General features: G+C 69.7%; 22 protein-coding genes and 1 tRNA gene. 12 read left to right on the top strand and 11 right to left on the bottom strand.

Annotated elements, in window-relative coordinates; translation table 11 throughout:
• Positions 1-18: 18 nt before the first annotated feature.
• Both ACN469_RS20570 and ACN469_RS20575 read right to left on the bottom strand, forming a co-directional pair.
• Positions 19-357 (bottom strand): very short patch repair endonuclease, encoded by a 339-nt coding sequence (locus ACN469_RS20570; protein WP_498770420.1) that lies wholly within the window; start codon positions 355-357, stop codon positions 19-21.
• A 985-nt stretch (positions 358-1,342) separates the two neighbouring features.
• A tRNA-Pro gene (locus tag ACN469_RS20575) sits at positions 1,343-1,419 on the bottom strand.
• Between the two features lie 267 nt (positions 1,420-1,686).
• Between ACN469_RS20575 and ACN469_RS20580 the strand changes: the two genes are divergently transcribed.
• Positions 1,687-2,067 carry a response regulator gene (locus ACN469_RS20580; RefSeq protein WP_141646077.1) on the top strand — a complete coding sequence of 127 codons (381 nt, stop codon included), beginning with the start codon at positions 1,687-1,689 and terminating at the stop codon, positions 2,065-2,067.
• A gap of 7 nt (positions 2,068-2,074) precedes the next feature.
• On the opposite strand, the gene rpe is transcribed toward ACN469_RS20580, so the two are convergent.
• A complete protein-coding gene (rpe, locus tag ACN469_RS20585) occupies positions 2,075-2,731 on the bottom strand; it encodes a ribulose-phosphate 3-epimerase (RefSeq protein WP_498770423.1) in 657 nt (218 codons plus the stop codon).
• A 170-nt stretch (positions 2,732-2,901) separates the two neighbouring features.
• Between rpe and ACN469_RS20590 the strand changes: the two genes are divergently transcribed.
• A complete protein-coding gene (locus ACN469_RS20590) occupies positions 2,902-4,425 on the top strand; it encodes a GAF and HD-GYP domain-containing protein (RefSeq protein WP_498770425.1) in 1,524 nt (507 codons plus the stop codon).
• A gap of 172 nt (positions 4,426-4,597) precedes the next feature.
• On the opposite strand, the gene pyk is transcribed toward ACN469_RS20590, so the two are convergent.
• The 4 genes from pyk to ACN469_RS20610 form a co-directional block, all read right to left on the bottom strand.
• Positions 4,598-6,028: a pyruvate kinase gene (pyk, locus tag ACN469_RS20595; protein ID WP_176436764.1), complete on the bottom strand. Its 1,431-nt coding sequence runs from the start codon at positions 6,026-6,028 to the stop codon at positions 4,598-4,600.
• A gap of 101 nt (positions 6,029-6,129) precedes the next feature.
• Positions 6,130-6,999: a hypothetical protein gene (locus ACN469_RS20600; RefSeq protein ID WP_498770427.1), complete on the bottom strand. Its 870-nt coding sequence runs from the start codon at positions 6,997-6,999 to the stop codon at positions 6,130-6,132.
• Positions 7,000-7,153: 154 nt separating this feature from the next.
• Positions 7,154-8,611 carry an NFACT RNA binding domain-containing protein gene (locus tag ACN469_RS20605; RefSeq protein ID WP_498770429.1) on the bottom strand — a complete coding sequence of 486 codons (1,458 nt, stop codon included), beginning with the start codon at positions 8,609-8,611 and terminating at the stop codon, positions 7,154-7,156.
• A 98-nt stretch (positions 8,612-8,709) separates the two neighbouring features.
• Positions 8,710-8,919 carry a hypothetical protein gene (locus tag ACN469_RS20610; RefSeq protein WP_498770431.1) on the bottom strand — a complete coding sequence of 70 codons (210 nt, stop codon included), beginning with the start codon at positions 8,917-8,919 and terminating at the stop codon, positions 8,710-8,712.
• Positions 8,920-9,282: 363 nt separating this feature from the next.
• Between ACN469_RS20610 and ACN469_RS20615 the strand changes: the two genes are divergently transcribed.
• Positions 9,283-10,578: a glycoside hydrolase family 1 protein gene (locus ACN469_RS20615; RefSeq protein ID WP_498770433.1), complete on the top strand. Its 1,296-nt coding sequence runs from the start codon at positions 9,283-9,285 to the stop codon at positions 10,576-10,578.
• A gap of 30 nt (positions 10,579-10,608) precedes the next feature.
• Here ACN469_RS20615 and dusB read toward each other — a convergent pair whose 3' ends face one another.
• Positions 10,609-11,625: a tRNA dihydrouridine synthase DusB gene (gene dusB / locus ACN469_RS20620; RefSeq protein ID WP_498770435.1), complete on the bottom strand. Its 1,017-nt coding sequence runs from the start codon at positions 11,623-11,625 to the stop codon at positions 10,609-10,611.
• A 95-nt stretch (positions 11,626-11,720) separates the two neighbouring features.
• On the opposite strand from dusB, the gene ACN469_RS20625 reads away from it, so the two are divergent.
• The 6 genes from ACN469_RS20625 to ACN469_RS20650 all read left to right on the top strand — a co-directional run bounded on the left by ACN469_RS20625 (position 11,721) and on the right by ACN469_RS20650 (position 18,669).
• Entirely contained in the window at positions 11,721-13,166 is a 1,446-nt protein-coding gene (locus ACN469_RS20625) for a TPR end-of-group domain-containing protein (protein WP_498770437.1), read from the top strand.
• Between the two features lie 84 nt (positions 13,167-13,250).
• A complete protein-coding gene (locus ACN469_RS20630) occupies positions 13,251-14,279 on the top strand; it encodes an acyl-CoA desaturase (protein WP_498770439.1) in 1,029 nt (342 codons plus the stop codon).
• Between the two features lie 111 nt (positions 14,280-14,390).
• Positions 14,391-14,978 (top strand): RNA polymerase sigma factor, encoded by a 588-nt coding sequence (locus ACN469_RS20635; protein ID WP_498770441.1) that lies wholly within the window; start codon positions 14,391-14,393, stop codon positions 14,976-14,978.
• Positions 14,975-15,814 carry a DUF1109 domain-containing protein gene (locus tag ACN469_RS20640; protein WP_498770443.1) on the top strand — a complete coding sequence of 280 codons (840 nt, stop codon included), beginning with the start codon at positions 14,975-14,977 and terminating at the stop codon, positions 15,812-15,814. Before ACN469_RS20635 ends, ACN469_RS20640 begins: the two co-directional genes overlap by 4 nt.
• Positions 15,815-15,942: 128 nt before the next feature.
• Positions 15,943-18,048 carry a chloride channel protein gene (locus ACN469_RS20645; protein ID WP_498770445.1) on the top strand — a complete coding sequence of 702 codons (2,106 nt, stop codon included), beginning with the start codon at positions 15,943-15,945 and terminating at the stop codon, positions 18,046-18,048.
• Between the two features lie 96 nt (positions 18,049-18,144).
• Positions 18,145-18,669 carry a GNAT family N-acetyltransferase gene (locus ACN469_RS20650; protein WP_498770447.1) on the top strand — a complete coding sequence of 175 codons (525 nt, stop codon included), beginning with the start codon at positions 18,145-18,147 and terminating at the stop codon, positions 18,667-18,669.
• Position 18,670: 1 nt separating this feature from the next.
• Here ACN469_RS20650 and ACN469_RS20655 read toward each other — a convergent pair whose 3' ends face one another.
• The 3 genes from ACN469_RS20655 to ACN469_RS20665 are packed head-to-tail and all read right to left on the bottom strand — an operon-like array spanning position 18,671 to position 21,069.
• Positions 18,671-19,231, bottom strand: coding sequence for a peroxiredoxin (locus ACN469_RS20655; RefSeq protein ID WP_498770449.1), 561 nt, complete (start codon positions 19,229-19,231; stop codon positions 18,671-18,673).
• Between the two features lie 41 nt (positions 19,232-19,272).
• The gene (locus ACN469_RS20660) at positions 19,273-20,556 is read right to left on the bottom strand and encodes an amidohydrolase family protein (protein WP_498770503.1); all 1,284 of its coding nucleotides are present in this window, start codon (positions 20,554-20,556) and stop codon (positions 19,273-19,275) included.
• 51 nt (positions 20,557-20,607) lie between these two features.
• Positions 20,608-21,069 (bottom strand): hypothetical protein, encoded by a 462-nt coding sequence (locus ACN469_RS20665; protein ID WP_498770451.1) that lies wholly within the window; start codon positions 21,067-21,069, stop codon positions 20,608-20,610.
• A 171-nt stretch (positions 21,070-21,240) separates the two neighbouring features.
• On the opposite strand from ACN469_RS20665, the gene ACN469_RS20670 reads away from it, so the two are divergent.
• From ACN469_RS20670 to ACN469_RS20680, 3 genes are read left to right on the top strand one after another with little or no spacing between them, the layout of a single operon-like run.
• The gene (locus tag ACN469_RS20670) at positions 21,241-23,487 is read left to right on the top strand and encodes a protein kinase domain-containing protein (RefSeq protein WP_498770452.1); all 2,247 of its coding nucleotides are present in this window, start codon (positions 21,241-21,243) and stop codon (positions 23,485-23,487) included.
• Between the two features lie 10 nt (positions 23,488-23,497).
• Positions 23,498-24,523 carry an extracellular catalytic domain type 1 short-chain-length polyhydroxyalkanoate depolymerase gene (locus ACN469_RS20675; RefSeq protein WP_498770453.1) on the top strand — a complete coding sequence of 342 codons (1,026 nt, stop codon included), beginning with the start codon at positions 23,498-23,500 and terminating at the stop codon, positions 24,521-24,523.
• An 18-nt stretch (positions 24,524-24,541) separates the two neighbouring features.
• On the top strand, positions 24,542-25,291 hold the full coding sequence (locus tag ACN469_RS20680) for a carbohydrate deacetylase (RefSeq protein WP_498770454.1): 750 nt from the start codon (positions 24,542-24,544) through the stop codon (positions 25,289-25,291).
• Positions 25,292-25,335: the final 44 nt, after the last annotated feature.

Genomic DNA, 25,335 nt, shown 5'->3' on the forward strand with positions numbered 1-25,335 from the left:
AAGAAAGGAGCGCGCATCCTACCATTCCCCAGGGATACCTTCGGCAGCGACCTTCGCCTTATTGGTTCGGCAGGCGCCCACCTGCCGGATTATGGCAGCGATTTTCTGAGTGACTTGCTCAGCAAGCTCGTGTTCCCACACCCGAACCGATCTCCACCCATGCTCGGCGAGCTGCCGGTCGGTGTCCTTATCTCGTCGGCGGTCGTAAGCGATCTTCGCTTCCCAGAAGCCCCGGTTCGAGAGAGGAAGGCTCCAATGTTCCGGGCAACCATGCCAGAAGCATCCATTGACGTAGACTGCGACGGGCGCCCTGCGGAACACGATTTCCGCCCGGCGGCGTCCAGGGATAGGCGCCACATCGACCCGAAAGCGTAGGCCGCTCGATGAAGGGCGGAGCGCAGCGCCACCTCCGGAACGGTGTCTCGCTTCCGCACGGATTGCATTCGATGCTGAACCTCGTCATTCGAGGCTGGCGGAGAGGGGGCATGCTCCCGCCGAATCCAGACCAGGACAACTGGTGCCTTCGGCTTGTTGCCATGAGGGTCCTCCTCCCCGAGGGGAACCAGAAGCAACATTCGAAACCATCCCAGGTCATCGGTCTCCAACTTAGACCTCCACAGGAGAGTGCTTCGGCTCAACCCAGAGTTCTGCTCGGGAGAGCCGCCTCTGCTTCTCCTCGCTTTCCGACATCGAACACACTTCCATCACATCGGGGGTGTCCACAGACGCGGGGGACCTCTCAATCAACTCGACTTCACGGCGCCCACCCCAGCTGAGTAAGTTCCCCTTGCGTTGAAGGAGGGCCGGGAAGAGTGCTACCGCCCCGCCCATGAGGCCGCTGAAAACTCTGGACGACTACCTATCCGATTTCTGCATGAACTGCGCCGAGCCGAAGGCATTTCACGACTTCTCAGCCAATAGCGGGATGTGCCACCTCGCCCTCACCAACTGGGCTCCATGTACCGAGTCGGGGTTGCAGCAGTTCCCCGAAACGGCGCGCAGGACGATTGCCACGGCTCTTGCCCCTGAAATCCGGGCCGACTGGAGCGACAGCCTCCGCGCCAACCCCGCGGACACGCGGGCGTTCTACGACCACTATGCAGACCTTCTTCGGCGCCTCTGCGGATGCAGCGGCATGACCTCGCTGTAGGACGGACTGCTTCGTCCTTCTCGAAGACGCCTGCCGGGCACCGACAGCACCGCTACAGGGCTCCACAGGCCCCGCTTGCTGCTGGAATCGAGTCCTCTCCGAGTGATGCTAGTTTGCTGCTGACGGTCAACGTGGGAAAAGAAAAAGCCCAGGAGCCTCGCGAAAGTCCGCGAAACTCCTGGGCCTCTTTGTTGGTCGGGGAGACAGGATTTGAACCTGCGACCCCTTGGTCCCGAACCAAGTGCTCTACCAGGCTGAGCCACTCCCCGATATGTCCGTCCGCCGGTGGGTCTTCTTCGGGACCGGCGAAAAGTGCGGGCGGTAATACCCGTGCCCCTCGGCTGAGTCAACGTCCTCGGATCACCTTTTCGTTCCACGCCCCCTCGCCTGCCCCTTTTTGCGAGTCTCTCCAGACCCCTCCCACCCCCTTCTCCCACCCTCCCCCTTTAAAAATCCCCGACATTCCGGTACTTCCGGATATATTCACTGATTCTCCGGGCCGAAAAAGGCAGTGGGTTGTGCAGGTCGAAACGAAAATGCCCCCCGTCGTCCTCATCTCCGATGATGAACCGCTCATCGTGTCGGCCCTCGCCCGGGAGGCGAAGCGGTCCGGCTTGACGTGCATCTCGGACACGACGTCGGAGCGCGTCCTGGAGCTGGCTCGGCTCCACCGCCCCGCCGTCATCATCCTGGACATCAACCAGCACCAGGACGGCCGGGACCTGCTCGCCCAGCTCAAGCAGGACCCGTCCACCCGCGACTGCAAGGTCATCATCCTCAGCGGCGTCGAGGACCAGTTCACCCGCCACGTCTGCTTCGAGCTCGGAGCCGACGACTACGAGGTGAAGCCCTTCGACCCCACCTTCATGACCCGCGTCGCCCGGCTCGCCTCCACCGTCGCTCGCACCCGCGCCTGACGCCCGCCTACGGCCTCAGCGAACGGATGGCCGCCGCCCGGTCCTTCGCCCCGAAGACGTAGCTGCCCGCCACCAGCACCGTCGCCCCCGCCGCCACGACGCGCTTCGCCGTGTCGGCGTTGATGCCCCCGTCCACTTCGATGTCCGTGTCCAACCCGCGCGCGTCGAACATCGCTCGCAGCCGGCGCACCTTGTCCACCGTCGCCTCGATGAAGCTCTGCCCGCCAAACCCCGGGTTCACGCTCATCAGCAACACCATGTCCACGTCCCCCAGCACCTCTTCAATCGCCGACAGCGGCGTGCTCGGGTTCAACACCACCGCCGCCTTCGCCCCCGCGTGACGAATCTGTTGCAGAGTGCGGTGCAGATGGGGGCTCGCCTCCACGTGCACCGTCAGCACGTCCGCCCCCGCCTTCACGAAGGCCTCCACGTACTTCTCCGGCTCCACAATCATCAGGTGCACGTCCAACGGCTTCGTGGCTGCTCGCTTGATGGCCTCCACCACCACCGGCCCTATCGTGATGTTCGGCACGAACCGCCCGTCCATCACATCCACGTGAATCCAGTCCGCTCCCGCGGCTTCAATGTCGCGGACCTCCTCGGCCAAACGGCCGAAGTCAGAGGACAGCAGCGAGGGGGAAATCCGCACAGGGCGACGGCTCATGGGGGCGCTACATACCCCCTTCCCTCTCCCTCCGGCACGGGCTGAATTCCCGGACGTCCACTCGAAAGCAGGAAACCGAGTAGGTCGGGGCTGAAGACAGTCACCTGGCTGGGCATGTTACAACCTCGACGTCCTGCACGGCCGCAGGCCACGTCGCCCGGAGCCGCCCGGTGCTCTCACGTTCTCCCGCCGTTCCGCAGCCACTCCCCGACCTCAACCGCCGACTGGCGAAGCTCACGTCCATCCTGGACGTCGCCAAGGCCATGAGCGCCGAGCGCGACCTGGACCTGCTGCTCCCGCTCATCCTCTTCGAGGCCACCAAGGTGGTGGAGGCCGACCGGTGCTCGCTCTTCATCCTGGACCGGGAGACGAACGAGCTGTGGAGCAAGGTGGCCCAGGGCTCGAAGAGCGAAATCCGACTCCCCGCGGGCAGCGGCATCGCAGGCCAGGTGGCCCACACCGGCGCCATCATCAACATCCCCGACGCCTACGCGGACACCCGCTTCAACCGCTCGTTCGACATCTCCAGCGGCTACCAGACCAAGACCATCCTCTGCGTCCCCATGCGTGACGCGAATGGCGAAGTGACGGGCGTCATCCAGGCCCTCAACAAGCTCGATGGCCAGGGCTTCAACTCCGAGGACGAGGAGCTGCTGCTCGCCCTGGGTGCCCAGGCCGCCGGCGCCATCGAGAACGCCCTCCTCCACGAAGAAATCAATCGCCTCTTCGAGGGCTTCGTCTCCGCCTCGGTCGTCGCCATCGAAGCTCGCGACCCGACGACGGCGGGACATTCGGGCCGCGTCGCGGACCTCACCGTGTCCCTGGCCCAGGCCCTGGAGCACCTGTCCACCGGCCCCTATGCCCGGACGCACTTCTCCTCCACGGAGATTCAGGAGATTCGCTACGCCTCGCTGCTCCATGACTTCGGCAAGGTGGGCGTGCGGGAGAACGTGCTCGTCAAGGCGGAGAAGCTCTACCCCTATGAGCTCGACGGACTTCGCGCCCGCTTCCAGCTCGCGCGCAAGGACCTCCAGCTCCAGAGCTACCGCCGCCGCTTCGAGGCCGTGAAGCACCGCGGCGACAAGCACCTCGCGGAAATCGAGGCCGAGGAGACCGAGCGGCTCGGCACCGAGCTGAAGCACCTGCACGAGGTGTTCGACTTCGTCCTCACCTGCAACCGGCCCACGGTGCTCGCCCAGGGAGGCTTCGAGCGCCTGCACGAGTTGGGGCACCTCCAGTTCGAGGACGCCGACGGCCAGACGCAGCCGCTGCTCCTGCCTCGCGAAATCCAGTCGCTCTCCATCACCCGTGGCACCCTCTCCACCGAGGAGCGCCGCGAAATCGAGAGCCACGTCGAGCACACCTACCGCTTCCTCACCCAGATTCCGTGGACGCGCGCCCTGCGCCGCGTGCCCGAAATCGCCTACGCGCACCACGAGAAGCTCGACGGCACCGGCTACCCGCGCGCCATCCCCGACCGCACCATCCCCGTGCAGTCGCGGATGATGTCCATCTCCGACATCTACGACGCGCTCACCGCCAGCGACCGGCCCTACAAGAAGGCCGTGCCCCACACCCTCGCACTCGACATCCTCAAGCGCGAGGCCGACAACGGGCAGCTCGACAAGGAGCTGTTCCACATCTTCGTGGACGCGCAGATTCCCCGCCGCGCGCTGGCCCACCCGCCGAAGTAACGGCAGGGCGGACGCGTCCGCGCGGGCTCGCCGGAATCCTCGGGGCGCCCGGGCCTTGCGCTCCATTCCACTCCTCGCGGCCCTATGAAGCACGAAGGGGAAGCCCCGACCACGGGCCTCCCCTCACGGTGCTTCGATTCGACTCCGGCTCAGCCTTCGATTCGACTCCGGCTCAGCCTTCGATGGTGTGCAGCCGCAGGCTGTTGATCTTCCCGGGCTGTCCCACGGGCGCGCCGTACACGATGACGATGCGGTCGCCCTTGCGACCCAGGCCCCGCGCCACCAACTCCTCCCCCACGCGGCGCACCATCGCCTCCGTGTCCTGGATGGGCTCAAGCACTCGCGGCACCACGCCCCACAGGAGCGCCAGCCGACGACGGACCTCCTGGTTCGGGCTGAAGGCCACAATCGGCACCGACGGCCTGTAGTGCGACAACAACCGCGCCGTCACGCCCGACAGCGTGAAGGCCGCAATCAGCGACGCGCCACTCGCCTTCGCCGCCTCGCACGCCACGCGCGCAATCACATCCGGGAAGTGCGTGGGCAGCCCAAGCGGCGCGTCGATGTTGCGCAACACCGGCTGCACCCGCTGCGACGACTCCGCCGCCAGGATGATGCGCTCCATCATCTGCACGGACTCGATGGGGAACTTGCCGCTCGCCGTCTCGCCCGAGAGCATCACCGCGTCCGCGCCGTCGAACACGGCGTTGGCCACGTCGCTCGCCTCGGCGCGCGTGGGCCGCGGGTTGTCAATCATCGAGTTCAACATCTGCGTCGCCACGATGACCGGCAGGCCCCGCAGGTTCGAACGCCGGATGATGTCCTTCTGCACCGCCGGGACTTCCTCGGGCGGAATCTCCACGCCCAAATCGCCGCGCGCCACCATCACGCCGTCCGTCTTGTCGAGGATGGCGTCCAGCCGGGCAATCGCCTCCGGCTTCTCCAGCTTCGCGATGATGGGCACCGTCCGGCCCACCTCCGCCATCGCCTGCCGCGCCGCGTCCAGGTCCGACGGCTGCCGCACGAAGGACAGCGCGATGAAGTCCACGCCCGCCTTGATTCCGAAGACCAAGTCCTCGCGGTCCTTGGGCGTCAGCGCGTCCGCGCGCACCGCGACACCGGGCAGGTTGATGCCCTTGTTGTTCTTCAGCGCGCCGCCGTGGATGACCTGCGTCTTGATGAGCTTCTGCTTGTCCGTGTGGAGGACCTTCAGCTCCAGCAAGCCGTCGTCCAACAGGATGCGGTCGCCCGGATTCACGTCCGCCGCCAGGAACGGGTACGTGGTGGACACGATTTCGTCCGTGCCCGGCACCGTCTCGTCCGTGGTGATGTGGAAGATGCCGCCTTCCTTCAGGTCCGTGCTGCCCTTGGTGAAGCGGCCCGTCCGAATCTTCGGGCCCTGCAAGTCACCCAGGATGCCCACCGCCTTGCGCACCTTCAGCGAGGCCGCGCGCAGCTTGGCGATGTTCTCCGCGTGCTGCTCATGGCTGCCGTGCGAGAAGTTCAATCTCGCGACGTCCATGCCGTTCTCCAGCAGCGCCTCCAACATCTCCTGGCTCTGACTCGCGGGCCCGAGGGTGCAGACAATCTTCGCTCGTCGCATATGGCTCGGGAGGATGGGTGTCCCTCACGAACGCGTCAAGCACGCACCACGCGTCGCTTCGCTCGGTAAAACGGTAAATGAGCCAGCGAGCAACGGAGCCATCAACCGCGCAACAGCACACCCAGGTTCTCCCGCTCCCAGCGCAGCGACGCCGCGTAGTGAGGGTACGTGCGCTCACGCTCCCGGAAGGCGCGCGGGTGATGGACTCGACGCCCGCTTCGCCCCGTGCTCGGGAAGAGCTGATGCAGCATCTCGTGGTAGACGATGAACTCCACGAAGAAGGCCGGCACCTCGGGCCTGTCCAGCGCGGGATGGATGCGAATCTCCCGCGTCTGGTGGTCGTACACGCCCAGGCGGATGGACTTGCGCCGGCGCCTCGGAGGCATCCGCCCCCAGCCGATGCGCGCCTGGATGACGTTCTCGAAAAAAGTGGCGTTGACGTTGTTGTAAAGCGCCAGCAGGTCGAAACAGCGCCCCAACGGGTTCAGGTCCGCGTCCGATTCACGACGCACCTGCCGGATTCGCGGCTGCTGTCCCCGGATGTACTCGTCCAACATCACGCCCGCCGTACGGTGCCCCCGGCCCGCGTAGTCCGCCACCGCGCGGACGATGGTCTCCGGCGCGTCCAGGAACATGTGGTGCAGGCGCAGCTGCAGCGCGTTGCCCCCTCGACGGAAGGACACCATGGTGGAGCGGTTGTCCGTCACCGCCAGCTTCACCGGCATCCCCAGCTCCGCGCTCAGCCTCCAGGCCAGGGACTCCGCGCGGGTCCACATCTCCTCACGCGGAGAGGGGACGGTGAGCATGCGCGGTGCTTCCTCGGGCACCCGATGCCGGGGCGGAGGCGGCCGTTGCTGGGGAACGAGCACGGGCTCGAGCCGCGGCGCGACCTCCTGTTCCAGGACAAGGGGCTCCGCGACCGCCGCCGTGGCCCGACTGGCCGCGGAGAGGCCGCGTGGAAACAGGGACATCTGACGGAAAAACTCGGAGGTCACTCGGGGCGCATCGTACCCGGCAACCTCCCGGACTCAAGGCCGCCGGCCTTTGCCCGCCTGCCCTCCGTCACCCCGTCAACCGCACCCCACCCCCATGCTCGGGTGATTCACACTCCGGGGGGAGGATTCGTCACGGAGCGGGCACCTCGGTGTGACGGGACTTGAGCAGTCGCTCCAGCCGCTCCGCCTCCATGCGCACCACGAAGGTCTTCTCGCGCGTGTACGTCACCTGCCCCTGCGCCCCTCCCTTCACCTTGCGCACGAACTTCACCTGCACGTAGCTGACCTCGCCGCGCGGCTCGCCCTTCGCCCCCGAGTGGTGCAGCGCCAGGTGCGCCGCGTCCAGGAGCACCTCCTGCGTGGGCTCCTGTCCCTTCTCTAGAGGAAGCACCACGTGACTGCCCGGCACGCCGCGCGCGTGGAACCACAGGTACCAGGGCCGGGCCACCTTGAAGGTGAGCGTGTCGTTGTCCTCCGAACCTCGCCCTACCCAGATGCGCGCGCCCGCGTGGCCCACGTACTCCTTGAAGGGCTTGCCCTCCGGCGTGGCCTCGCCTCCCACCGGGATGTGCAGCACCTGGGCCTGCGCGAGCAGCATCGGCTCGTCCATCCGCTCCACCTGCTCCAGCGAGAGCTGCGCGTGAGCCACTTCCCGCGCCAGCTCCGCCTCGCGGTGGCGCGCCTGCTCCACGCCTCGCAGCAGCCGGCGGTACTGGTGGAAGTTCCAGTCCGCCTCCTCCTTGGGGGTGCGCTTCGGGTCCAGCTTCACCTGGACCTCCTCCGCGCCGGCCTCGGTGTACTCGGTGAGGGTGACTTCGGTGGCGCCCCGCTTGAGGCGGAAGAGGTTCTGCGCCAGCAGCTCCCCCGTGCGACGGTGCTTCTCCGCGTCCGGCCCGCGCGCGGCCTCCGCCCTCACCTTCTCCAGCGTGCGCGAGGAGCGCTTGAGGCGGGCCCGGTACGGCTGCGCCAGTCGGCGACGGATGGACTCCGCGCGGCTCGCCTGGTCCTTGGCTCCGAGCAGCTGCTCCGCCGCGTGGGAATAAGGAAGCGTGTCCCCCTCGGCGGGCACCAGCCGCGAGGGCGCGAGGCGCGCCTTGGCCAGCGCCTCCGGGGGCAGCGACTCCGGAGGCGTCCACGCCGCGCCCGGATAGAGATTGCGCCGGGGACCGAAGCCCTCGCCGGACAGCATCAGCACCCGCCCCTGCTCGCTCAAGAGGAGCAGTCCGCCTGGGGAGCCCAGCTCCATCACCAGACGTCGGCGCACCTCCTCGCGCTCGAAGTCGAGCTCCACCACCCGCTCCGCGTCGCGAAAGCGCGCCGCCACGAGCTTCGCGCCGGTCAGCTCGTGCCGCAGCCACCGTTGGAAGGGCGCGGGCTCGCCGGGAGTGGGGAAGCGCGACTCGGCGACGGCCACCCGGGAGAGGTCTCCCTCGGCGCAGAGGCATAAAAGGATGGATCGCCCGGGGACTCGCAGCTCCAGGTACGCCAGCCTCGGCAGCGGGCACCAGGCCTTCTGGGCCACCGCTCCCGTCAGCTTCGCACCCACCTCCGCCACCACCTGCTCCAGCTCCGAGGGACGCAGTGACATGGGCAAGCTCCTGTCCGGACAAAAGAAAAACGGCCCGGCGGGATTCGCCGAGCCGTTCACCGGACGTCAAATACCGTCCGCGAATGACGACGTGCTGCTCAGGACTCCGGGGTCGCCGGGGCCGCCACCGTCTTCGCCTTGCTGCTCGCGCGCTTGCGGGCAGGGGCCTTCTTGGCGGCCTTACGAGCGGTCGTCTTCTTCGCCGCCGGCTTCTTCGCCGTCTTGCCAGCCGTCTTGCGGGCAGTCGTCTTCTTCGCGGCGGTCTTCTTCTTCGCGCTCTTCGCGGCGGTCTTCTTCTTAGCGGCCATCAGAACCCTCCATGTGATTGGCCCCAGTGAACCAAGGGCCTGCACTCTTCTTTTGATGGAGTGAGTGCTTGAAGTGAATGGTACGGGCGACACACCAGTGTGTCAACGCATGGTGATGTATTGCATCGCGCGGCGAGGCCGATTTTTCGGCATCGAGCGGCGCCGGAGGTCGCGAAAGGCGCTTCGCGGACACTTCCGAAGCGATGCGCGAAAACGCGCGCGAGGCCGAATTCTAGGCTCCGGACGCGACGGAGCCGTTCGTGGCGCGCGCCTCGGAAGCGCACTGTCGGATGCCGCGCACTGGCCTTCGCGACGTTCGGAACTTTTCGCGATGGAGGCGCGCGTCTACGGTGCGCGGCCACGATGAGGACCTCCGAGATGACCTTCCCCGCGGACTTCACCTTCGGCGTCGCGACCTCCGCGTACCAGGTGGAGGGCGGCATCGAGAACGACTGGGCCGAGTGGGAGCGCGCGGGAAAGTTGAAGGAGCCCCACGCCCGTTGCGGGCGAGCGGTGGACCACTGGCACCGCTACGAGGAGGACTACGCGCTCGCCCGCGCCGTGGGCGCCACCGCCTTCCGCATCTCCCTGGAGTGGGCGCGAATCGAACCCGAGCGAGGGCGCTTCGACGAGGCCGCGCTGGAGGCGTACCGGGAGCGGCTCCTGAAGATGAAGGCCCAGGGCCTGCGGCCGGTGGTGACGCTCCACCACTTCACCCACCCGACGTGGTTCCACCGGGAGACGCCGTGGCACTCGGCCGAGAGCGTGGAGGTCTTCCGCCGCTATTCCCGCCGGTGCGCCGCGTTGCTGGAGGGCCTGGACGCGCTCGTCATCTCCTTCAACGAGCCGATGGTGCTCCTCCTGGGCGGCTACCTTCAGGGCGCCATCCCCCCCGGAATCGCGGACGGGGCGCTCACCATGAGGGCGATGGAGAACATGGTCCGCGCCCACGCGGCGGCGCGGCGGGAGCTGCTGGAGCGCCTGGGCCGGGTGGAGCTGGGCATCTCCCAGAACATGCTCGCCTTCGCGCCGGACCGCTGGTGGAACCCGCTGGACCGCGCCCTCGTGCGGCTGGCGTCACCCGCCTACAACCACGCCTTCCACGAGGCGCTCTCCACCGGGAAGCTCCGGGTCAACATGCCTGGGGTGGCGACCACCCGCGCCGACATCCCCGAGGCCCGGGACTCGGTGGAGTTCATCGGGGTGAACTACTACAGCCGCGCGCACCTGCGCTTCGTGCCGCGCCCGCCCTTCATCGAGTTCAAGTACCGCGACACCCGGGGCCGGGGCCTCACCGACATCGGCTGGGAGGACTGGCCCGAGGGCTTCCTCCAGACGCTGCGCGACGTGAAGCGCTACGGCAAGCCGGTGTGGATTACGGAGAACGGCATCGATGACCGCGCGGGCGCCCGCCGGCCCCACTACCTGCACTCCCACCTGGGTCAGGTGCTGGCCGCTCGGGCCCAGGGCGTGGACGTGCGCGGGTACCTCTATTGGAGCCTGCTCGACAACTTCGAGTGGCTGGAGGGCTGGGGCCCGCGCTTCGGCCTCTACCACGTCGACTTCGACACGCTGGAGCGCCGCTCCACCCCCGCCTGCGACTACTTCCGCACCATCGCCACCGGCCGCGTGCTCGTGCCGCCGGGCACGGCCCTGTAAGAACTTCCGCGCCGCGTCAGCGTCAGCGGCTCAGCCGAGCGCTGCGCGGTAGTCGACGTCCTGCTCCTCGGATGAAGCCCCGGAGCGGTCCGCGTCCGCGGCGGAGAAGAAGGCGCGCACCGCGTCCGCCACGGCCTCCGGTCCATCCAGGACGTTGGCGCGCGCACGAAAGGCGGCGGCGCCCGCGAGGCCGTGGGCGTACCAACCCAGGTGCCGGCGGAAGGAGCGCACCGCGGCGAGCGGGTCCCCCACGAAGGCCAGGTGCGCGTGGAAGTGCTCCAGCACCAGGGCGCACCGCTCCTCGGGCTCGGGCGCGGCCCCGCCGGCCAGCTCGCGAAAAATCCACGGGTTGCCCAGGGCCGCGCGGCCAATCATCACGTAGTCGCAGCCGGTGGTCTCCAGCATCCGCCGCGCGTCCTCGGGCGTGTGCACGTCCCCGTTGCCGAACAGGGGCAGCTCCGGGAAGTGGCGCTTCAAGTCCGTGATGACGGCCCAGTCCGCCTGCCCCGAGTAGCCCTGCTCCCGGGTGCGCGGGTGGATGGCCAGGCCCGCGCAGCCCGCCTCCTGGAGCGCGGCGGCCATCTGGAGGTAGTTGCGCGACTTCGCGTCCCAGCCCGAGCGAATCTTGCAGGTGACGGGCAGGCCCGAGGCCTCGCGCATCGCCCGGACGATGGCGGCGGCGCGCTCCGGGTCGCTCAACAGGGCGCTGCCCGCCCCGTTCTTCGTCACCTTCTTCACGGGACAGCCCATGTTGATGTCCAGGAGCTGGGCCCCGTGGGACTTGCCGACCTGGGCCGCGAGGCCCATGGCCTCCGGGTCTCCTCCATAGAGCTGGAGCGAGTAGGGCCGCTCCACCTCCGCGTCGAAGCGCAGGTACATGAGGGTGCGCTGGTTGGCCCGCATCAACCCCTGGGAGCTGACGAGCTCGGTGGGGCACAGGGCGGCGCCCATGCGGAAGGCGAGCACCCGGAAGGGCATCTCGGACACCCCGGCCATGGGGGCGAGGACAAAAGGATTCGGGAGGGAATAAGGGCCGAGTCGCAGCATGGGGCGCGGGGAACCTAGCGAATTGAAGAGGAAGCGGTTGCGGGATGTGCGCTACGGACTGCGCAACCGCGCCTCAACGGTTAAGGTCCGTCCCCATGTTCCGCTTTCGCCTCGGGAGCATTCCCGTCGACGTCCACCCCAGCCACCTGCTGGTCTCCGCCGTGCTCGCCTACAGCTCGGTTCGCGCCGCGCAGGACGGCTGGCCCTTCCGCCAGGTGTCCGAGGCGCCCGCCCTGGGCCAGGCCAGTGCCATGGTGGTGTTCGTCCTGTCGTGGATGCTCATCGTCTTCGTGTCCGTGCTGGTCCACGAGCTGGGCCACGCCCTGGCCAGCCGCCTCTTCGGCTACCACCCCAGCATCGCCCTCGTCTGGCTGGGCGGGCACACCCTGCCCACCGACATGCCCGGTCCCCTTCCTTGGAAGCGGGATTTGGTCATCACCGCGGCGGGCCCCCTCTTCGGGTTGCTGCTCGGCGTGGTGAGCCTGGTGGGCTACCTCGTCTTCAACGGGCACTCCCCCGCGGTGGACTTCTTCCTGCGGACCTTCGCCGGGGCCAACTTCATCTGGGCCATCTTCAACCTGCTGCCCGTGCTGCCGCTGGACGGCGGGCGGCTGGTCTCCACGCTGGCCACCCGGGTGCTCGGTCCCCGACGGGGGATGCTCGCGTCCCAGGGCCTGGCGCTGCTGGTGTGCGTGGCCGTGGTCGTCTACAGCCTGAACATCGGCTGGCTGTTCCCCGCCATCTTCTTCGCCATGTACGGCTTCCAGGCGTTCCGCACCCTGGCGGAGGCCCTCGGCTCCGGCGGCGGCGGCGCGTCGGGCCTCGGCGGTGGCGGCTCGATGGACCATCCGCTGGCGGCGAAGCTGCGCGAGGCGAAAGTCGCCCTGGACGCGGGCCGGATGGACGACGCGCGGCGCCTGAGTGGCTCGGTGCTGGAGGGCGGCGACGGCCTCACCCCCGAGCTGGCGAGCCACGCCCACCACCTGCTGGGCTGGGTGGCGCTGAAGGAAGGCCAGGGCCGTCAGGCGCTGGACCACTTCTCCCAGGTGCAGGGGCAGAAGGTGGAGCCTCACGCGGTGGCCGCGTCCTTCTCCCTCGTCGGGGATGACGCGCGCGCGCTGGATTGGTGGAAGCAGGCCTGGCAGACGTCCTCGGACCGCACGGTGATGCACGAGTACGCCGGCACGTTGATCCGCCTGGGTCGCACGCCCGAGGCCCTGAAGCTGCCCAACGTGGAGGCCGCCGCGGCCTTCAGCTGCGCGGAGCGGGTGCTCTTCATCCGGGGCGTCTACTCGGAGGCCGCCGCCATGGGCGAGGCCGCGCTGGAGCATGTGCCGAGCGCCAGCATCGCCTACGACGCGGCGTGCGCTTATGCCAAGGCGCGCAACGTGCCCGACGCGGTGCGCCTGCTGCGGCGGGCCAGCGAGCTGGGCTTCAAGGACGGGGCCTATGCCGCCTCGGACTCGGACCTGGCGCCGCTGCATGGCCACCCCGCTTTCGAGGAGTGGTTGACGGAGCTGCGGCAATCCGCCGCCTCCTGACAGAGCGATGACAGGAGGGGGTGTTGATGCGGGACGAGGCTGCGCACTTTCGGGTGCGCTCCTGCTCCAGCTCAAGAGGCTCCCTTGCAGACTTCCTCTCCTGCTCCCGCCCTGCCCTCGGACAACGAGCGCCTGAACTGGCTGTCGTCCATCCCCTTCTTCGTCGTCCACATCATGTGCCTCTTCGTCCTCTCTGTCGGGGCGAAGCCAGTGGACGTCGCGGTCTGTGTGGGGCTGTACATCCTGCGCATGTGGGGAATCACGGTGGGCTTCCACCGCTACTTCTCGCACCGGGCCTTCAAGACGGGCCGTGTCTTCCAGTTCATCCTCGCGCTGGTGGGCACCCTGTCGACGCAGAAGGGCGTGCTGTGGTGGGCGGCCAACCATCGCCACCACCACCGGACGTCGGACCAGGCGGACGACATCCACTCGCCGGTGCAGAAGGGCTTCTGGTTCAGCCACGTGGGCTGGATTCTGTGTGACAAGTACGGGGCCACGCGCATGGAGGGCATCAAGGACTTCGCGCGCTTCCCGGAGCTGGTGTGGCTCAACCGCTTCCACCTGGTGCCGCCCGTCCTGCTGGCGGTGGCCCTCTACTTCATCGGCGGCTTCTCCATGCTGGTGTGGGGCTTCTTCGTGAGCACCACCCTGCTGTGGCACGGGACGTTCACCATCAACTCCCTGAGCCACATCTTCGGAAAGCGCCGCTACAAGACGACGGACACCAGCCGGAACAACTGGCTCCTGGCGCTCATCACCCTCGGCGAGGGCTGGCACAACAACCACCACTACCACCAGAACACCGCCAACCAGGGCTGGTTCTGGTGGGAGGTGGACCTCAGCTTCTACTCACTGAAGGTGCTCTCCTGGTTCAAGGTGGTGGAGAACCTGCGGCTGCCCTCCGACTCGGTGAGGTACGCGTACAGGAAGTACTCGGCGGAGGAGCGCGCCGCGCTGGCCGTGCCCGCTCGCTTCTTCGGCGCGGGAGGCACACGCGCACAGCTCGTCGCCGCCAGGACGGCCGCCGAGGGCAAGGTGCGCGAAGCGCTGGCCGCCGCCGCGGACCACCTGCCCTCCTCCGCACCCACACCCCAGCCGATGCTCAAGCAGTAGCGGAGACGGAGCAGCGCGGGGAGGAGGCACACCCACCCCGGGTCCCGGCCAACCGGCTAGAGTGCCTCGCGCGTGACCTCGCCTCCCCCGATGAAACCTGCCTCCGCGCCCGTGCGTACCGGAGACGACTCGGGGCGCACCTCCGTCGCCCCCGAGTCCGACGAGGTGCTGATGGCGCGGTTTTGTGAAGGGCGGGCTCCGGCGTTCGACGCGCTCTTCCAGCGCCACTCCCGACAGGTGCGCGGCTACCTCACCCGGTTGACGGGCAGCGCGGCCACGGCCGAGGACCTGGTGCAGCTCACCTTCATGTCCCTGGTCCGCGCGCGCGGGCGCTTCCAGGCGGGCTCGCGCTTCAAGCCCTGGCTGTACGCCATCGCCACCAACGCGGCGCGGGACTTCCAGCGCCGGGGCCGCCGCCCCGAGGAGCTGACGCCCGAGGGAGAGCTGCCCACGGGCATCGCCGATGACAGTGTCGGCCCCCGCGACGTGGGGCTGGAGCGCGCCGTGCGCCAGGCGCTCGACTCACTGCCCGAGGGCCAGCGCATCCCCATCCTCCTGCACCGCTTCGAGGGCATGGGCTTCGCCGAAATCGCCGACACCCTGGGCCTCACCGAGAGCGCGGTGAAGGTCCGGGCCCACCGTGGCTATACGCGCCTGCGCGAGCTGCTCGCCGCGCTTCGAACGGAGACGTTGGAATGACCCCCGAGTGTTCACGGGTGATGGATTGCCTGGGCGAAGCCCTGCCCCCGGAGCTGGCCGCGCACGTGGCCTCGTGCCAGGAGTGCCAGGTGGTGACGGGCGGCTTCGAGTTCATCAGCGGACCGAGCCCCGCCCCACCGGCGGCGCGCGCCAGGGCCCTCGCGTCCTCGTCTCTCGCGGCCTCTCTTGATGATGACGACAACGAGGACACGCTGCCCGGCCAGTCCGACGCGCGGCGCTTCGCCCTGGAGTCCCTGGCGAAGCAGCCCAAGGCGCGTCCCTGGTGGCATGGACTGGCGCTGCTGGTGGGCGTCCACGTGGCGACGGTGGGGGTGGGACTGGCGCTCTTGAGCCGCGACGCCTGGGTGGGCAACGCGTCGCCCTCCACGCTGGTGGTGGGCGTGGGGGTCCTCATCCTCGCGCTGCTGAGCGCCGGCACGTATGTCGCGCTGTCACCCCAACGCCGAATCGTGCCCTCGGCGGCCGTGCTCGCCACCGCGGGAGCCCTGGGCCTCACCGTGGTGCTCACGGGCTCCGGACAAGCGGGCCGGCCCTTCCTCGAGGGCCTCGTCGGCTGCATGGGCACGGAGCTGGCGGTGACGGTGGTGCCCCTGGCCGTCACGCTGGTGCTGCTGAGCCGCTCCGCCTTCCACCCCGTGCGCGCCCTGGCCGCCGGATTGTCCGCTGGCGCGGCCAGCCTGCTCGTCCTCCATCTGCACTGCCCCGACGGCACCGCGTCACACCTGCTCTGGGGACATGTGGTGCCCTGGCTGGCGCTCGGAGGAATCGCGCTGCTGCTGCGCTCACGCCTGCCCACGAGCAGCTACGCACCCTGAGGACAGGCCTCCCACCGGCCTCCTCCTCGCCCTCTCGCGCCGTGTGTCCGCGAGGAGTGCCACCAGCCCGACAAGCTCCCCAAGAACGTTGAAGCTTCCACGTGGGGGATGGGTTAGTGGGAGGACCAATGAATGCCGATGAACCTCCCCCTGGGGTGATGCCCCAGCGCGCGGTGTGGGTCCGCGCTCGGGAGTTGCTGAGCCGCTTCACTCACGCGGCGCTCCAAGCCTCCAACCGCCTGCGACTGCCCGGTCCGTCGGTGCTGCCCGTGGCGGGCGCGGTGGTGGGGCTCTACAGCGGACTGGCCGCGGGCATCTTCTCCAACCTGATTGGCCTGGTGAGTGGGCTGACGTTCGGCGCGGCGGAGCTGGCGCACACGCTGCGCCGCAGCCAGCTGCTGACGTTGATGGACGCGTTCGGCTCGGCGCGGTGGCATCCGGAGTACGCCATCGTCGGGGCGCCGCTGGCGTTCGGCGCGCTGCTGCTGGCGCGGGTCATCGAGCCCGGAGGCCCTCGGGACGAGGTGAAGCGACGGCTGAAGCTGCTGGCGCTGCTGACGCTGGGGGCGCTGTCGCTCTACTACCCCCTGGTGGCGCTGGCCGCGCTCAACAGCGTCTTCGGCCACGCACACACGCTGGCGGAGGCGATTCCCCAGCTGCCCTGGTGGTTGATGCTGCTGGCGCCGACGCTGGGCGGCGTGGCGGTGGGACGGCTGCTGCGGGACAGGCCAGAGACGCATGGCCACGGCGTCCCCGAGGTGGTGCGAGCGGTGAAGAGCGGCGCCAACGTGGTGCCCGCGGACCGGGGCCTCTTGAAGCTGGTGGCGTCCGCCATCACCATCGGCAGCGGCGGGTCGGCGGGCCGCGAGGGCCCCATCGTCTATGGCGGCGCGGCGTTCGCCTCCAGCGTGGGTCGGGTGCTGGGCTTCAGCCGCAGGGAGCTGTCCATCCTGCTGGCGTGCGGCGCGGGCGCGGGCATCTCCGCGTCGTTCAACGCCCCCATCGCCGGCGCGGTGTTCGCGATGGAAATCATCCTCCGCGAGTTCGAGCTGCGCGTCTTCTCGCCCATCATCCTGGCCAGCGTGGCGGGCACCCTGGTGAGCCAGGGCGTGCTGGGCGAGGCGCCCTTGCTGCGCAGCGTGCCGTATGAGCTGGTGAGCGGCTCGGAGGTCCTCGCCTACGCGGCGCTGGGCATCGGCTGCGGCCTCTTGGCCTTCACCTTCGTGAAGATGCTGCACGGGGTGGAGCACTTCTTCCAGGGGCGCATGGGCGGCAAGCTGTCGCCGTGGCTGGGCCGCAAGTCGCTGCCGTTGCGCGCGGGCGTGGGTGGGCTGTGCGCGGGCACCATGGCCTTCGTCAGCCCCACGGTGTGGGGCAGCGGGCACGACTTCATCAACCTGGCGGCGGTGGGAAAGCTGTCCTTCTTCTTCCTCGTCACCGCCTGCGTGCTGAAGCTGGTGGCCACGGCCATCACCATCGGCTCGGGGGGCTCGGGCGGGACGTTCTTCCCCGCGGCCGTCATCGGCGCCATGGCGGGCGGCGCGTTCGGCACGCTGGTGCACTACTTCTTCCCGGCCAGCACCGGCCCCAGCGGGGCGTACGCGCTGGTGGGCATGGGCGGCGCGGTGGCGGCGCTCAACCGGGGTCCGCTCACCGGGATGATGATGATGTACGAGCTGAGCGGGAACCACGACATCATCCTCCCGCTGATGGTGACGTGCACCATCGCCTCCGCGCTGTGCCACTACCTCATCGAGCGCAACGCGCCCAAGACGCCCAGCGACGCGGACCTGCTGGAGCACACGCCCGTGAAGGCGCTGATGGAGCACCTGGCGCCCGTGCCCGCGGGCCTGCCCATGCGGCCCCTGGCGGACCTGCTGCTCACCTCGGAGACGGGCGCGCTGCCGGTGCTGGACATCCACGGCGAGGTCTACGGCATCGTCCAGGTGGAGCAGCTCCGCGAGGTGTGGCGCGACGAGGCCATGTACCCGCTGCTGGTGGCGAGTGATTTGGCGCGCAAGCTGCCAGCCCTGGCCCCCGACACCGACCTGGCCCACGCGCTGCTCCTCATGGACCAGGAGGACGTGGACGCCCTGCCCGTCGCAGCGCCCGAGGGCATCGCCACCCGAGGCCTGCTGACGCGCGCCGCGGTGAGGCGCTTCCTCTTCGCCCAGCACGCCAAGACTCACGCGAGCGGCGACAGCCCCGTCAGCGCCACGGAGACCTCGCACTGAAGGCCTGGGGTCCTGGACACCCCCCTCTTTCTACGAGGAAGGCTCGTCCTGTTCGTGGCGCGGGGATTGGGACATGCTGGGCGCCCGGAGGCGTCCGTGGAGCTACTCCGTGCGAGTCCAGCCGAGCACCCGCTGCTGCGAAACCTGTACCCGCTCTACCTGCATGACTTGAGCGAGTTCGGCGTGGAGTACCGCATGGACTCGCAGGGCCAGTGGGTGCCGAACTTCCTGCCCACGTGGCTGGCGGACTCCAACGAGGTCCACCCGCTGCTGCTGCGCTGGGAGGGCCGCACGGTGGGCTTCGCCTTCGTGGCGCAGGCGCCCTTCCCGTACATGACGCCCGGGCGCGACTTCCGGCTCAGTGAGTTCTTCATCCTGCGGGGCGAGCGGGGCTACGGCCTGGGCCGGCGCGCGGCCATGGCCGTGTTCGACCGCTTCCGAGGGCTGTGGGAGGTGTCCCAGCTCCCCGCCAACCACGCGGCCACCTCCTTCTGGAGGAAGGTCATCCGCGAGTACACCGACGGCCAGTTCGAGGACAGCTACGTGGAGGACTCCCCGGCCCAGCTCTTCGACAACCGGGGACTGCCGCCCCTGCGCTTCACCCCGCCCAAGGACCGGTAGGCTACGGCTTCGGCTTCGCCTCGGGAGCGGGCTCTTTCGCGGCGGGCTCCGGCGCGGCGGCGGGCTTGCCCTGGGAGCACGAGGTGATGGCGCCCGACGGGTCGATGGCGTCACCGCCCGAGTCCACCTTGAGGACCTTGCGCCCCTCGCCGACGACGAAGGTGTAGCGCTTGGACACCGTCACCAGCGGCATCTTCACGTCGTACGCCTCCACGACCTTGCCCTCCGGGTCCGGGATGAAGGGGAACGGCGCCTTCAGCTCGTCCCTGAAGCGCTTGAGCGTCTCCGCGTCGTCCGTGCTGAAGGCCAGCACGCGCCCCTGCAGCTTCTCGATTTCGGCGTGCCGGGCCGTGAAGGCCTTGAGCTGCTTGGTGCACCCGCCCGTGAAGGCCTTGGGGAAGAAGGCGACGATGACGGGCCCCTGCTTCACCAGCTCCGACAGGATGTAGACCTTGCCGTCCGTGTCCTTCACGGTGAAGTCCGGGGCGGTGTCGCCCACGTTGGGGATGGCGCCAACCAGCAGGCCTGCGAGCAGTACGGGAGCGAGGAGCATGCCGGGCATTTGAGCGGGCCCGCTCCTCCCAGGCAAGCGACGCGGCTTGCCTACTTCGCCTCGGCCATTCGCGCCCACACAGCCGCGGCGGCCTCTCGTGCCTGCTCGGCCACCACGGAGGGATTCACGGACAGCGGCCGGCGCGCCCACATGCGCCACACCCCATCCACCATCACCGCCTCCACGTGCCGGCTGCCCAGGCCGAACACCACGTGCCACGCCAGGTTCTCCGCCGTCAGCGGCGTCGCCGGCAGGTAGTCGAGCACCAACAGGTCCGCCAGCGCGCCCTCCCGCATCGGCCCCACCGGCACGCCGAAGTGCTGCGACACCAGCCGGTGCCCGTTGGCCAGGTAGCGCAGCACGTCGATGGGCTGCCCCGCCTCGCGCGAGCGCAGGTACGCCGCCTGAGCCTCCGCGAACAGGTCCGCCGACACGCCGTCCGCCCCCAGCGTCGCGCGCGCGCCGAACTTCAGCGCCGGCGCGTAGCCCACCTCCAGGCCCTGGTTGGCGCGCGGCGTGTGGACAATCCACGCCCCCGTCGCAATCACCTGCGCCAGGTCCGCCCACGCCAGATGTCCCACGTGCGCCAGCTGACTCCGAGGCGACAACAGCCCCGCGTCCAGCAGCCGGGGCACCTGCGAGGCGCCGTGCCGCTCGTTGGACAGCCGCTCATCCAGCGGGTCCTCCGCGAGCGGGATGTGCAAGCCGGTGTTCGCCGCCTTCAGCGCCTCGGCGAGGCCCTGGAGCGCGTCCGGCCCCAGCGTGAAGCAGGGGGCCGCGCCCACCTGGCCCCGGAATCTCCCCTTCGCCTTCTGCGCGAAGCCCACCGTCTCCTCCAGCCCCTCCTCGCGCCCCATCGCCCCGCCGCGGTCCGACACCGCGTAGGCGAGCACGCCGCGCACCCCCACCTCATGGAGCCCGCGCGCCAGCCGCACCAGCGAGCCCGACACCGCCTTGGGCGAGGAGTGGAGGTTGCACACCGTCGTCGTGCCGCACTGGAGCGCCTCCAGGCCGCCCGCGCAGCCCGCCACCTGGACCGCGTCCAAGTCGAGCGCGTCCTCGTAGGGCCAGAGCACCTTCTCCAGGATGTCCTGGTAGGTCTCCATCGCCGCGTTCGGCATGCCCCGACCCAGGACGGCGTGCAGCCGGTGGTGCGCGCTGACCAGGCCCGGGAAGACGAGCTTGCCGGAGAGGGCCACCACCTCGTCGTCGGGCTGGGGCGTCAGGTCCGGGCCCCGCGCGACGATTCGCTCCCCTTCGACGCGCAAGTCCACGCGCTCCACCACCGCGGGCTCCAGCTCGACGACGTAACCACCCTTGAGGACGGTGCCCAACATCCCTCCGAACGAAGAACGACGCGCGTGGCGGGTCAGCGGGTCGCGAGGTTAGCACTCCACCCGACCCATCGCGCGAGCGAGCAGATAGAGCGCCCACACCCCGCGTAAGGCCCACAGCACCATCCGCGCCAGGTTGGTCGCCAGCAGGCCCCGGAGCGCCTCGGAGTCATACCCACCCCGGAGCACCTCGTGCCGAGGCACCTGCCAGAGGAAGGTGGACAACCACACCCCCACCACCGCCGCCAGGCCCGCCCACGCCATCCATGCGGGCACCCCCGGAGGCAGCGGCGTCAGCACCAGCGCCACCGCGCACCCCAGCTCCACCACCATGGGCAGCGCGACGACGCGGGTGATGCGGCGGCCGTGCTCGGCGGCATAGGCGGCGAAGCCCTCCACCCCCACCCGGGCGAACAGCGGGTAGTGCACGCCCTGGACGACGGCGATGACGCCCACCAGGTAGAGCGTGGCCGCCGCGTGGGTGAGCCACAGGAGCGGCGCGCCTTGCGTCATGCGGGCCTCTGACTTTTCTCAAGCACGTGGAAACCCACGACCAGCCTGGGCCCGCGCGGCACGGTGGCGCAAGGGCCGGGCGGCCGAGTTCGGGGCGGAGACGGGCAGGCGTCCACCCTCGAACTTCTGAGGGGGGACGCGGGGCGGCTCTACACATAGACTGGCGCCATCTTGGAGTCGGGTCCGAACACCTATTGGGTCGGTCGCTACCGTCTGTCCGCGCGCATCGCGACAGGCGGCATGGCCGAGGTGTACCTGGGGCGCCGCTTCGAGGATGACGGCGCGCGCGGGCCCGCGGTGGCGGTGAAGCGGCTGATGCCGCACCTGGCCTCGGACCGGCGCGTGGTGCAGATGTTCCTCAACGAGGCGCGAATCACCGCGCAGGTGCGCCACCCCAACGTCGTCGCCATCCTGGAGCTGGGCATGGAGGGCACCGAGCCCTTCATCGCGATGGAGCTGTTGGAGGGACGCTCCTTCGCGGAGCTGCGCCAGGAGGCCGCCGAGCGGGGCCAGCGCGTGCCGCTGGGCATCACCCTGCGCGTGCTGGTGGAGGCCTGCCGGGGCCTGGACGCGGCCCACCGCGCCGTCGACGAGGCGGGGCGCCCGCTGCGCATCGTCCACCGCGACTTCACCCCCGACAACATCCATGTGGGTGTGAATGGCGCGGTGAAGGTCATCGACTTCGGCATCGCCAAGGCGGACGCGCTCGGGGCGGGCACGGAGCCGGGCGTCCTCAAGGGCAAGTTCTTCTACATGTCGCCGGAGATGATCGCCGGCAAGCCGGTGGACCACCGCGCGGACCTCTTCGCCGCGGGCGTCATGCTGTACGAGCAGCTCTGTGGCCGCAGGCCCTTCACCGGCATGACGGCCGAGGAGGTGCTGGGCCGCATCGCCGAAGGGCGCGCCCGTCCCCCCACCGCGTTCGACCCGTCCGTCCCCGCCGCGCTGGAGCTGGTGTGCCTCACCGCGCTTCAGAGGGACCCCGCCGCGCGCTTCGACAGCCTCGAGTCCTTCATCGACGCCATCGAGGCCATCGGCGGCCAGGCCGAGGTCGCCACCGGGGAGCAGGTGGCAGCCTACGTGGACACCCTCTTCCCACCGGACCGGGACCCGAAGCGCCAGGCCCTGCGCCGCGCGCGGATGGCCGACCCGTCCCATGGCGGCACACCGCCGATTCCGCGCGCCTTCGACCCCAACGCCGCGCCCCACAACGCCATGACCGTACCGGCCGCGTGGCCCACGTTCCTCCTGCCCGATGTGGGCGCCACCCTCCACGGTGGTGAGCCCCCGGACTCCGTGCGCCCGCCCACGCCCACGGCCCCTGGCTCCACCGAGGCCGCCACCGTCGCCGGCTTCCGCGTCAGCTCTCCGGGCGTGGTGCCGCCGCCTCGACAGGACTCGACGCCCCCCACGCGCAACCCGACGGACTCGACGCCGCCCACGCGCAACGACTCCGGCATCACCCAGGGCGGCCCGCGACGACGCTCGCGGCTGGGCCAGGTCCTGGCCGGGGTGCTCGGGCTCGCGGCGCTCGGTGCCGGAGGGACGTGGTACCTGACGCGCACGGAGTCGTCGCCCACGGAGCGACTGGCGAAGGCCCAGGCCGCAGGCACGCCCGCCTCGAAGGTGTCGCTGCTGTCCGGGCTCGGCGCGGACCCTCGCGCCACCGCCGAGGAGCTGGCCCAGGCGGGGACGACGCTGCTGGCCGCTCGCGCCCACCCCCAGGCGCTGGAGCTGGCGGAGGCGTACGTCGCGCGCTTTCCGAAGGACGTGGAGGCGCACCTGCTCGCGGCCCAGGCGGCGACGGAGCTGAACCGGGGCAAGCGGGCGGAGCGCGCGCTGGACGAGGCCCTCACGCTGGCGCCGAAGGACCTGCGCCCCTCGCTGATGCTGGCGGACCTGCGCGAGCGCCAGGGAGACCTGTCCGGCGCGGTGGCCGCGCTGGCGAAGGCCTACTCCCAGAAGCCGGGCACGGCGCGGGTGGCGCCTCGCTACGGGCGGATGCTGTCGCAGAGCGGGCGGCTGGACGAGGCCGCCACGGTGCTGTCAGCCTGGACTCGCGAGCACGACGACGCGACCAGCCTGGCGGAGCTGGGCTTCGTGCGCTTCCGGCAGGAGCGCGTGGACGAGGCCGCCACGCTGCTCCGGCGCGCGCTGCGCAAGGATGGCCGGCTGGCCGTGGCGCACTACTACCTGGGGGCCGTCCTCTTCCGTCAGGGCGACAGCACCGGCGCCGAGCGCGCCTACCGGGAAGCGGACAAGTTGGCCCCGGAGGACCCTCGGGCCCTGGCCGCGCGATGCCAGCTCCATGCCCATGGTGGCAATGCGACGGCCGTCGCCGAGGTGAAGCGTACGCTGGAAGAACGATTCCCCGACCGGGCGAACGTCCTCGCGGCGGAGTGCAAGACGGGGAATTAGCTTCCCGTCCATGCCTCGCGGCCCTCATCTCGTGCTCGTCGCCCTCGTCCTGGGGGCACTCGGCTGTTCGTCCTCTCCCGCCTCGCGTCCGGATGGCCCGGGCGACAGTGATGACCCCGGGTCCGGCACTGGGGAGCCCTCGGTGCCAGAGCGTGCGTCCTGCACCGGACTCTCCGAGGGCCCCGGCACCCATGAATGGACAGTGACGCACGATGGACGGGCGCGGACCTACCGCGTCCACGTGCCTCCCGGCTACGACGCCACGAAGCCCATGCCCACGGTGGTCGCCTTCCACGGTTTTGGCTCGAACCCCGAGCAGTTCGAGGCCCAGACGGGCCTGTCCACGCTCGCGGACACGGAGGGCTTCCTCGTCGTGTACCCGCGCGGGCTGAGCGCCCAGGAGATTTCTGGCGGCACGGCCAACCCCCGGGACAACAGCCGGGGATGGAACGCGGGCGCGTGCTGTGGGTCGTCCCAGCTGTCCAACATCGACGACGTGGGCTTCGTGGACGCGCTCCTGGCGGACCTGGACACCCACGTGTGCGTGGACCCTCGCCGCACCTTCGCCACCGGCTTCTCCAACGGCGGCTTCTTCTCCTACCGCCTGGCCTGCGAGCGCGCGGGGCGCTTCGCCGCCGTGGCGCCCGTCTCCGGCAGCTCGCCGCAGAGCGGGTGCAGCCCCTCCCGCCCGGTGCCGGTGCTGCACATCCATGGCACGGCGGACACCGTCATCCTCTACGGGGGAGGCAACAACATCCCCTTCGGCCGTGCCTACCCTTCCGCCGAGGACTCCGTCCGAAGTTGGGCCGAGCGCGATGGCTGCGGCGGCCCGGTGGTGGAGACGTACCGCCAGGGGGACAGTACTTGTAGCGCCTTCACCGGCTGTTCTCCGGAGACCGCCACCGCGTCGCTCTGCACCGTGCAGGGCGGCGGACACACCTGGCCTGGCAGTCCGGTCAGCGCGGGCAACCCCACGCAGGACCTGAACGCCACGCTCGAGGCCTGGCGCTTCTTCCAAACCCGGCCTCGTCACTGATGCGCAGGAGAGTTCTTCGTGAGTACACGCGCCCTCATCATCAACGCCGACGACCTGGGGTATGACCCCGCCGTCACCCGAGGCATCCTCCAGGCCATGCGCGACGGCGTCGTCTCGTCCGCCACCCTCATGGTCAACACCCCGTTCGCCGAGGCCTCCGCCCACGAGGCCGAGGGCCTGTCCCTGGGGCTGCACCTGAACCTGGCCCGGGGCACGCCCCTGTCGAGCGACTTTCCGCGAGAGATGCTCGGCGCCAACGGGAACTTCCTGGAGTCGCGCGCCGCGAGCATGACCGCCGAGGTGGTGGAGGCGGAGACGCGCGCGCAGTTGGAGCGCTTCACAACGCTGACGGGGCGTGCGCCCACGCATGTGGACGTGCACATGCATCTGCACCTGCAGCCCCTGGTGCTGGAGGGGCTGTCCCGCGTCGCCCGGGAGCACAAGCTGCCGGTGCGCTCCATCGACTCCATCATGCGCCACGCGCTCAAGACGCAGGGCATCCCCACCAACACGCACTTCCTGGGCGACACGGGCTCGGACGCGTACTGGACGCTGGAGCGGCTGGAGGCGGAGCTGGTGTCGCTGCCCTCCGAGGGCATCATCGAGCTGATGTGCCACCCGGGCTATCGCCCCGAGACGGTGAAGAGCGGCTACGGCGCGCAGCGCGAGGTGGAGCTGGCCACCTTCAAGAATCCGCGGGCCCGGGAGACGCTGTCGCGGCTGGGAATCACCCCCGTGGACTACCGCGTCCTCACGCCCGCGAGCTGAGGTCCCCGGTCAGCCCGCCGCCGCGCGCCAGGGGTGCCTCCCCG

This window comes from Corallococcus terminator, assembly GCF_049194865.1.
Taxonomy (GTDB): Bacteria; Myxococcota; Myxococcia; order Myxococcales; family Myxococcaceae; genus Myxococcus; species Myxococcus terminator_A.

Bases quoted from the DNA above. Each gene is read 5' to 3' on its own strand.
- rpe (WP_498770423.1), bottom strand. From the start codon at position 2,731: ATGAGCCGTCGCCCTGTGCGGATTTCCCCCTCGCTGCTGTCCTCTGAC.
- ACN469_RS20600 (WP_498770427.1), bottom strand. From the start codon at position 6,999: ATGTCCCTGTTTCCACGCGGCCTCTCCGCGGCCAGTCGGGCCACGGCG.
- ACN469_RS20665 (WP_498770451.1), bottom strand. From the start codon at position 21,069: ATGACGCAAGGCGCGCCGCTCCTGTGGCTCACCCACGCGGCGGCCACG.
- ACN469_RS20640 (WP_498770443.1), top strand. From the start codon at position 14,975: ATGACCCCCGAGTGTTCACGGGTGATGGATTGCCTGGGCGAAGCCCTG.
- ACN469_RS20580 (WP_141646077.1), top strand. From the start codon at position 1,687: ATGCCCCCCGTCGTCCTCATCTCCGATGATGAACCGCTCATCGTGTCG.
- ACN469_RS20645 (WP_498770445.1), top strand. From the start codon at position 15,943: ATGAATGCCGATGAACCTCCCCCTGGGGTGATGCCCCAGCGCGCGGTG.
- pyk (WP_176436764.1), bottom strand. From the start codon at position 6,028: ATGCGACGAGCGAAGATTGTCTGCACCCTCGGGCCCGCGAGTCAGAGC.
- dusB (WP_498770435.1), bottom strand. From the start codon at position 11,625: ATGCTGCGACTCGGCCCTTATTCCCTCCCGAATCCTTTTGTCCTCGCC.
- ACN469_RS20615 (WP_498770433.1), top strand. From the start codon at position 9,283: ATGAGGACCTCCGAGATGACCTTCCCCGCGGACTTCACCTTCGGCGTC.
- ACN469_RS20675 (WP_498770453.1), top strand. From the start codon at position 23,498: ATGCCTCGCGGCCCTCATCTCGTGCTCGTCGCCCTCGTCCTGGGGGCA.
- ACN469_RS20610 (WP_498770431.1), bottom strand. From the start codon at position 8,919: ATGGCCGCTAAGAAGAAGACCGCCGCGAAGAGCGCGAAGAAGAAGACC.
- ACN469_RS20605 (WP_498770429.1), bottom strand. From the start codon at position 8,611: ATGTCACTGCGTCCCTCGGAGCTGGAGCAGGTGGTGGCGGAGGTGGGT.
- ACN469_RS20655 (WP_498770449.1), bottom strand. From the start codon at position 19,231: ATGCCCGGCATGCTCCTCGCTCCCGTACTGCTCGCAGGCCTGCTGGTT.
- ACN469_RS20625 (WP_498770437.1), top strand. From the start codon at position 11,721: ATGTTCCGCTTTCGCCTCGGGAGCATTCCCGTCGACGTCCACCCCAGC.